Annotated in this window: 4 protein-coding genes and 2 tRNA genes; 4 read left to right on the forward strand and 2 right to left on the reverse strand. The window is 60.5% G+C overall.

The window, feature by feature from the left end:
* Positions 1-70: 70 nt before the first annotated feature.
* A complete protein-coding gene (gene rlmB, locus ACW9JE_RS27155) occupies positions 71-838 on the reverse strand; it encodes a 23S rRNA (guanosine(2251)-2'-O)-methyltransferase RlmB (RefSeq protein ID WP_457434514.1) in 768 nt (255 codons plus the stop codon).
* On the reverse strand, positions 835-3,453 hold the full coding sequence (rnr, locus tag ACW9JE_RS27160; RefSeq protein ID WP_224535693.1) for a ribonuclease R: 2,619 nt from the start codon (positions 3,451-3,453) through the stop codon (positions 835-837). The genes rlmB and rnr overlap by 4 nt, the downstream gene beginning before the upstream one ends.
* A gap of 225 nt (positions 3,454-3,678) precedes the next feature.
* On the opposite strand from rnr, the gene ACW9JE_RS27165 reads away from it, so the two are divergent.
* The 4 genes from ACW9JE_RS27165 (at position 3,679) to ACW9JE_RS27180 (ending at position 6,880) form a co-directional block, all read left to right on the forward strand.
* A tRNA-Leu gene (locus ACW9JE_RS27165) sits at positions 3,679-3,765 on the forward strand.
* A 181-nt stretch (positions 3,766-3,946) separates the two neighbouring features.
* Positions 3,947-4,033, forward strand: a tRNA-Leu gene (locus ACW9JE_RS27170).
* A 274-nt stretch (positions 4,034-4,307) separates the two neighbouring features.
* Entirely contained in the window at positions 4,308-5,318 is a 1,011-nt protein-coding gene (locus ACW9JE_RS27175) for an iron ABC transporter substrate-binding protein (RefSeq protein ID WP_457434515.1), read from the forward strand.
* Positions 5,318-6,880 (forward strand): ABC transporter permease, encoded by a 1,563-nt coding sequence (locus ACW9JE_RS27180; RefSeq protein WP_457434516.1) that lies wholly within the window; start codon positions 5,318-5,320, stop codon positions 6,878-6,880. The genes ACW9JE_RS27175 and ACW9JE_RS27180 overlap by 1 nt, the downstream gene beginning before the upstream one ends.
* Positions 6,881-6,950 lie beyond the last annotated feature (70 nt).

A 6,950-nucleotide genomic window follows, 5' to 3' on the forward strand; every position in this document is an offset into this window, starting at 1 on the left:
GTCGACATCATCGTCGCCTGACACACCGTCTTCGCGAGCAAGCCCGCTCCCACATTTTGATCGCGTTCGGTCAGGGCTTTTTAGCGCTGGCCTTGGCCTTGGCGCCGCGCTGGCGCTGGGCTTCGAACAGGCACACACCTGTTGCCACCGATACGTTCAGGCTGCTGACGCTACCGGCCATCGGTAGATGAACCAGATAGTCGCAATGCTCACGAGTCAGGCGGCGCATGCCCTTGCCTTCGGCACCCATGATCAGAATGGTCGGGCCGGTCAGGTCCTGCTCGTAGATACTGGTTTCCGCCTCCCCTGCCGTACCGACAATCCACAGGCCGCGCTGCTGGAGTTTTTCCAGGGTGCGAGCCAGGTTGGTCACCGCCACCAGCGGGATTACTTCGGCAGCACCGCAGGCGACTTTTCGCACAGTCGGCGTCAAGGTCGCAGACTTGTCCTTCGGCACGATCACCGCCAGCGCGCCCGCGGCATCGGCGGAACGCAGGCAGGCACCGAGGTTGTGCGGATCGGTCACGCCGTCGAGCACCAGCAATAACGGCGCGCCTTCGGTGCGATCGAGCAACTCGTCGAGCATCGCCTCGCCCCAGACCTGACTCGGACTGACTTCTGCGACCACGCCCTGATGAACGCCCTCGACCCAAGCGTCCATTTCCCGGCGCTCGGCCTGGCCGACCTGGACACGATTTTCATTGGCCAGCTCGATCAGCGTCTGCACCCGCGGATCATTGCGGCCTTCGGCCAGCCAGATCTGCTTGACGCGCTTGGGGTGGTGACGCAGCAACGCTTCTACAGCATGCACGCCGTAGATTTTTTCCAACTGACTCATGACTTCGCCTTGGGTTTACGTGCCCCGCCGCTTTTGGCTGGAGCCGAGCCCGCTTTTGGCGGACCTTTACGATGTTTGCTTGGTTTGCTGCCAGCCGCCTTTTCAGACGTCGAGCGCCCGGCTTTTCCCGAAGCCGTTGCCTTGCTGCTGCTCTTCGCATCGGACAGCAGTGCTTTTTTCAGCTCGCGGCTCTTGCGCACTTCGGCGTTTTTCGCCGCCGCATCGCTCGAACGATAAGACTCGGCAGGCTTTTCCTTGGCCGGACGACGACCGGTTTTCGCCGGTGCCGGCTCTGCCGCGGTTTTTGCCGCTGGAGCCGAAGTTTCGGTACCGCGCTTTTTGCGACCGATTGGCGCGCTGATGGTTTTTTCGGCCATCTCGAAGTCGATCTTGCGCTCGTCGAGATCGACGCGCATGACCCGCACTTCAACGGTATCGCCAAGACGGAAGCTGCGACCGGTGCGCTCACCCGCCAGGCGGTGGTGTACCGGATCGAAGTGGTAGTAATCCCCCGGCAGAGCCGTGACGTGCACCAGACCTTCGACATAGATGTCGGTGAGTTCGACGAACAGGCCGAAACCGGTCACCGCCGTGATCACGCCCGGGAACGACTCGCCCACGCGATCTTTCATGAACTCGCACTTGAGCCAGTTCACCACGTCGCGGGTCGCTTCGTCGGCACGACGCTCGCTCATCGAACATTGTTCGCCGAGCTGCTCCAGCGCCGCTTCGTCGTACGGATAGATGCGCGCCTTTGGAATCGTCATCGCACCGGCACGACGAACGTGCGGCGTGTCCTGCTTGGAATGGATCACACTGCGGATGGCGCGGTGCGTGAGCAAGTCCGGGTAACGACGGATCGGCGAGGTGAAGTGGGTATAGGCCTCGTAATTCAGACCGAAGTGGCCCTGATTATCAGAGGTGTACACCGCCTGGCTCAACGAGCGCAGCATCACGGTCTGGATCAGATGGAAGTCCGGACGGTCCTTGATGCTGGCCAACAGCGCCTGGTAATCCTTCGGCGATGGACCATCCTTGCCCTTGTGCAGGGACAGACCCAGCTCACCCAGGAAGGCGCGCAGTTTTTCCAGACGCTCCGGCGGCGGACCGTCGTGAACACGGTACAGCGCAGGAATTTCGTGCTTTTGCAGGAATTCGGCGGTGGCCACGTTGGCGGCCAGCATGCATTCCTCGATCAGCTTGTGCGCATCGTTGCGCACGGTCGGCCGGATTTCGGCGATCTTGCGCTCGGAGCCGAAGATGATCCGGGTTTCCTGGGTTTCGAAGTCGATGGCGCCGCGCACATGACGGGCCGCCAGCAACACCTTGTACAGCGCATACAGCTGCTTGAGGTGCGGCACGAGGTCGGTGTATTCGCCACGCAGCTTGCGCGCCTCGGCGATTTTCGGCGTTTCGAGCATGGCGCTGACCTTGTTGTAGGTCAGGCGCGCATGGGAGTGGATCACCGCTTCGTAGAAGCAGTAGTCGGTCATTTCGCCGGATTTGGAGATGGTCATCTCGCAGACCATGGCCAGACGGTCGACCAGCGGGTTCAGCGAGCACAGACCGTTGGACAGCTGCTCGGGCAGCATCGGGATTACGCGCTCGGGGAAGTACACCGAGTTGCCGCGAACCTGGGCTTCGGCATCCAGCGCCGAACCGAGTTTCACGTAGCTGGAAACGTCGGCAATCGCCACGTACAGCTTCCAGCCGCCGGAGAACAGACGCAGCTTGCCCGGACGGGCCTCACAGTAAACCGCGTCATCGAAGTCGCGGGCATCTTCGCCGTCGATGGTGACGAACGGCAGATGGCGCAGGTCGATGCGCTTCTCTTTGTCTTTCTCTTCGACTTCCGGCTTGAGCTTGCCGGCTTCCTTGAGCACGGCGTCCGGCCAGACGTGAGGAATATCGTAGGTGCGCAGGGCGACATCGATTTCCATGCCCGGCGCCATGTAGTTGCCCACGACTTCGATCACGTCGCCTTGCGGTTGGAAGCGCGGAGTCGGCCAGTGAGTGATCTTCACCTCAACGAACTGACCGATATCGGCGTTGGCGTTGCGACCCGGGGTTACCAGCACTTCCTGCTGGATTTTCGGGTTGTCGGCAACCACGAAACCGATGCCGCCTTCTTCGAAGTAGCGACCCACGATGGTTTCGTGAGCACGGGAAACCACTTCGACGATCATGCCTTCGCGGCGACCACGACGGTCCAGGCCGGACACACGAGCCAGCGCACGGTCACCATCGAACACCAGGCGCATTTGCGCCGGGCTCAGGAACAGGTCGTCGCTGCCGTCGTCCGGAACCAGGAAGCCGAAGCCGTCGCGATGACCGCTGATGCGGCCCAGGATCAGGTCGAGCTTGTCCACCGGCGCATAAGTGCCGCGGCGGGTGTAAATGAGTTGAGCATCGCGCTCCATGGCACGCAGGCGGCGGCGCAGGGCTTCGATCTGGTCTTCCGTGGTCAGGCCGAACTCTTCGACCAGTTGCTCACGTGCAGCAGGCGAACCACGATCAGCAAGGTGCTGAAGGATCAGTTCGCGGCTAGGGATGGGGTTATCATATTTTTCCGCTTCACGAGCGGCCTCGGGATCGAGGGATTGCCAATCGGCCATTAGAGAGTTTTCACCTTGTCTATATGCGGGTTAGTTTGGCATAGGCGTAATGAAACAGGAAATTTCGGACTATATAGAGCCCATATGACGCCTTGTATCGACGCATCCAAGTCGTTTTGAACACCGCTGGTAAAAAAAATCATTTTTTTGGACGACGGGGGTTTACAGTTAAAAAAGCGCTCCGTATAGTGCGCGCCATCGACACGCAGACATGCTGTTGATGATGCCCAGGTGGTGAAATTGGTAGACACGCCAGCTTCAGGTGCTGGTGACCTTACGGTCGTGGAAGTTCGAGTCTTCTCCTGGGCACCAATTTCGAGTTTGAGACTAGATCAGTTTCAGGACTCACACAAAAAACCCGCGAAAGCGGGTTTTTTGCATTCTGGAGATGCATTTTGTCAGAACTGATTTATTAAAATTAAATCAGGGGTTTACAGATCAAAACGCTGTCCGTATAGTGCGCCACATCAACAGCGGCAACGCTGAAGATGAAGCCCAGATGGTGAAATTGGTAGACACGCCAGCTTCAGGTGCTGGTGACCTTACGGTCGTGGAAGTTCGAGTCTTCTTCTGGGCACCAATTCAAATTCAAGGTTACGATCTTGAATCTCACAAAAACCCGCGAAAGCGGGTTTTTGCGTTTCTGCCCTCCGGAAGTTTTCACCTCCCCCTGTAGGAGCCGAGCTTGCTCGCGATGGTCGCCAACGATAACGCTGGCTGCCTGATACCCTGCGGAGCCCCCCGCCTCCATCGCGAGCAAGCTCGGCTCCTACAGAAAAGCAAGCGCATTTGAGAACAAATATCGTTTATCATTGTTGCAAGTTTTTGCAATGCGACAGTGAGGAACCCTGCGAATGATGTTTCGAAATACCCTGCGCCGAGGCTTGACCTTCACCCTGCTCGGCCTGGCTCTCGCCACTCCCCTCACCCAAGCCGCCGACAAGGTTTCCCTGACCCTCTACAACGGCCAACACAAGGAAGTCGGTGACGCCGTCGCCAAAGCCTTTGAAGCCAAGACCGGGATTCACGTCAATGTGCGCAAGGGCAGCAGCAACCAGCTCGCCAGCCAGATCGTCGAAGAAGGCGATCGCTCGCCCGCCGACGTGATCTACAGCGAAGAATCGCCGCCACTGAACAAGCTCGGCGAACAAGGTCTGTTGGCCAAGGCCGATGATGCAACATTGGCGGTTCTACCCAAGGACTATGTCGCCAGCAACGGCACCTGGATCGGCGTCACCGCCCGGGTTCGCGTCGTCGCGTTCAACCCCAAGCTGGTCGATGAAAAGGACCTGCCGAAATCGGTAATGGAATTCTCCGATCCGAAATGGCAAGGCAAGGTCGGCTTCGTGCCTACCAGCGGCGCCTTCCAGGAACAGGCCGTGGCGATCATCAAGATGCACGGCATGGACGCTGCCGAAGAATGGCTCACCGGCCTGCGGGCATTCGGCAAGACCTACAGCAACAACATGGTCGCGCTCAAAGCCGTGGAAAACGGCGAGATCGCGACCGTGCTGGTCAACAACTACTACTGGTTCGCCCTGCAACGGGAAAAAGGCCAGCTGGATTCGAAACTGCACTACTTCACCGGCGGCGACGTCGGCGGGCTGATCACTGTTTCCAGTGCGGCCGTGGTGAAATCCAGCAAGCACCCACAGGAAGCCCAACAGCTGCTCGCCTACATGGTCAGCGAAGAGGGACAGCGCGTGATCACCCAGACCACCGCCGAATACCCGCTGCACAAGGGCATGGAGTCGGATCGCGGGCTCAAGCCTTTCAGCGAACTGGAAGCTCCGAAGGTGACTCCAGCGGATCTGGGCAACGCTGAAGAAGCCCTGGACCTGGAACGCGACGTTGGCCTGAACTGATGAGCGCATCGTTAACCGCCGCCGCGCAGGGCAACTTTGTGCCGCGGCGCAAACGGCCGTCGATCTGGCTGGTATTGCCGGTTCTGTTGCTGGTCCTGCTCAGCCTGCTGCCGCTGGCCTATGTCGGGCTCAAGGCCTGGCAGGCTGGCTGGGCCGAGGCGCTGCACCTGCTGTGGCGGCCTTATGTTTTCGGCCTGTTGCGCAACACCCTGGCGCTGATGGTCGGCGTGACGCTGGCCTGTGGCGTGATCGGCCTGTCGCTGGCGTGGTTGCTGGAACGCAGCAACCTGCCAGGGCGGCGGTTGTGGGGCGTGATTCTGTGCCTGCCGTTCGCTGTTCCGGCGTTTGTCAGCAGCTTCACCTGGGTGTCGCTGAGCGCCCACTTCGAAGGGCTCGGCGGGGCGATCCTGGTGATGACCCTGTCGAAGTATCCGCTGATTTTCCTGCCGGTAGCGGCGACCCTGCGTAACCTCGACCCTTCGCTGGAAGAGTCCGGGCGCACCTTGGGGCAGAATCGCTGGGGCGTGTTCTTCAAGATCACCCTGCCCTTGCTCTGGCCATCGCTGCTCGCCGGCTCGCTGCTGATTGCCCTGCATATGCTGGTGGAGTTCGGCGCGCTGTCGATCATCGGCCTGCAGACCTTCACCACTGCAATCTATCAACAGTTCGAACTGGAGTTCAGCAACGCCAACGCGGCGATGCTGTCGGCGGTACTGCTGATTCTGTGCCTGCTTCTGCTCTGGCTGGAATTGCGCGTGCGCGGCAAAGCCCGGCACGTGCGCACCGGTCAGGGCGCGGCGCGACAGGCCGAACAGGTTCGCCTGGGACCATGGACGGCGGCAGGACAACTGTATTGCCTGATGCTGGCGATCGTCGGCAGCGGGATTCCGTTGGGCATGCTGGGTTACTGGCTGGCGGTGGGTTCGTCGGCAGCCTTTCCGGTTGCCGCTATCGGTGAGGCACTGCTGTCTTCTCTGGCATTGTCCTTGGGCGGCGCAGCGCTGTGCCTGGTGCTGGCGGTGCCCGTCGGGCTGCTGGTGGTGCGCTACAAGGGCCAGTTGGCGATCTGGGCCGAACGCCTGCCGTATCTGCTGCACGCCCTGCCAGGCCTGGTGATTGCCCTGACCCTGGTGTATTTCGCCCTGCATTATGTGCCGGCGCTGTACCAGACTTCGGCACTGCTGCTGATCGCCTATGCGCTGCTGTTTCTGCCACTGGCCCAGGCTCCGATCCGCACGGCCCTGAACAAGGCGGCACCGCAACTGGAAGAGGCAGCCCGCACGCTGGGCGCGTCATCGTTCACCGCGTTTTGCCGGGTCACCTTGCCGATCATCTTCCCGGCACTGGGGGCGGCGTTCGCGCTGGTGTTTCTGGATGCGATGAAGGAGCTGACGGCGACCCTGCTGCTGAGCCCGACCGGGCTCAATACCCTGGCGACAGAGGTTTGGGCGCATACCGCGAATGTGGAATTTGCGGCGGCGGCGCCTTATGCGGCGTTGTTGATCGTGGTGTCGGGGTTGCCGGTGTATCTGCTGACGACGCGGATGTATTTGAGCCGCTGAAAAGCTTCGCGGGCAAGCCTCGCTCCTACAGCGGTTGCGTTAACCCCTCGCGGCGAGGACTGCATTAACC

The organism is Pseudomonas sp. SDO55104_S430 (genome assembly GCF_054070595.1).

Coding starts and splice junctions, on each gene's coding strand:
- rlmB (WP_457434514.1), bottom strand. CDS start 838: ATGAGTCAGTTGGAAAAAATCTACGGCGTGCATGCTGTAGAAGCGTTG.
- rnr (WP_224535693.1), bottom strand. CDS start 3,453: ATGGCCGATTGGCAATCCCTCGATCCCGAGGCCGCTCGTGAAGCGGAA.
- ACW9JE_RS27175 (WP_457434515.1), top strand. CDS start 4,308: ATGATGTTTCGAAATACCCTGCGCCGAGGCTTGACCTTCACCCTGCTC.
- ACW9JE_RS27180 (WP_457434516.1), top strand. CDS start 5,318: ATGAGCGCATCGTTAACCGCCGCCGCGCAGGGCAACTTTGTGCCGCGG.